At 32.6% G+C, this 1,150-nt stretch carries 2 protein-coding genes; one reads left to right on the top strand and one right to left on the bottom strand.

Features of this window, described 5'->3' with window-relative positions; translation table 11 throughout:
- Nucleotides 1–88 precede the first annotated feature (88 nt).
- Nucleotides 89–802 (top strand): replication initiation protein, encoded by a 714-nt coding sequence (locus BMX83_RS10655; RefSeq protein WP_091636856.1) that lies wholly within the window; start codon nucleotides 89–91, stop codon nucleotides 800–802.
- Here BMX83_RS10655 and BMX83_RS10650 read toward each other — a convergent pair.
- A complete protein-coding gene (locus BMX83_RS10650) occupies nucleotides 795–1,049 on the bottom strand; it encodes a hypothetical protein (protein ID WP_091636854.1) in 255 nt (84 codons plus the stop codon). The two genes, BMX83_RS10655 and BMX83_RS10650, sit on opposite strands and share 8 nt — an antisense overlap.
- Nucleotides 1,050–1,150 lie beyond the last annotated feature (101 nt).

Below are 1,150 nucleotides of genomic sequence, written 5' to 3'. Positions count from 1 at the left end.
GTACTAAGGATGATTTGTCTGAGTACTAAGGATGATAGTTGACATGAACCCTTGATAGTGTATGATTGTGATATAAAGGAGTGTACTTATGGCTAATATCAAAGTAAGATATAAAAACGAGCTAAATCTTGTTCCTATGCGTAATTTTGATAGTGTTGAAATGAATCTATTCTTCTCGATTTGTGCAAAAATGAAAGATAAAGGTTTAAGTAAAGTACAATTTACTTTTGAAGACCTAAGAGAGTTAAGTGCATACAAGCCTACGTCTATAAAGCGGTTCTCAGATGATTTAGAAGCTGTTTACAACAAGATGTTACAATTGACCTATCGCACAGAAGAAGCTGGAATACGTGAGAAATTCGTCTTATTTACTGGGTATAGAATAGACGAAAATAACCAGACAGTAGATATCTCCGTAAATCCAGAATTAGCTTATATTATCAACGAATTATCGTCTGAGTTCACTAAATTTGAATTGCAAGAATTTACTGGAATTCGATCCAGTTACGCAAAAACGATGTATCGCCTGTTAAAACAGTATAGGTCTACTGGGTTTTATAAAGTTAAAATCGAGGACTTTAGAGAGATTTTATCTATTCCAAACAGCTACCAAATGAGCGACATAGACAAGCAGGTACTCAAGCCAATCAAAAATGAATTGTCGGAATTTTTTGACTCCTTAAAAATTAAAAAAATAAAAGCGAGAAAAGGCAATCGTATTGCAATGATTGAATTTCGTTTTAAAGAGAAACAAGAATTTGAACCCGTACCAATGGTTGACTGGATGAAAGATTTTAAATAATAAAAAAACTCGCCCCCCTGCTGAAAAGCGAAGGAACAGAGTTTGTCACAATGTCTTGATTAATCTTATCAATTCCAGAAATTAATAAATCGTTTTGTTCTTTCCAGTCTTTATTATCTTTAATGTCTTTATTAGTCTTACTAAAGTCAGTATCATTAGTGTTCAGTTTCTGAACGTCAAGACGTTCATTATCTAAACTTCCGTTTTCAGAAAATGGTAGTTTAGAAAGTGAATTCCCTTGTGGCACAAGGCTTTTGCGACTACTTATGCTTTTTGTTATCTTTTTCTTCTATAACTGGTTCTAAAAGATATAAATGATTTGCCATTTCTGAATATTGGTTTATTAAA

Origin of the sequence: Alkalibacterium gilvum (assembly GCF_900109085.1) — a bacterium.
GTDB classification, from domain to species: domain Bacteria; phylum Bacillota; class Bacilli; order Lactobacillales; family Carnobacteriaceae_A; genus Alkalibacterium; species Alkalibacterium gilvum.
Note: the sequence above shows the minus strand (reverse complement) of the source record. Positions and strands in the feature narration are given on the sequence as shown.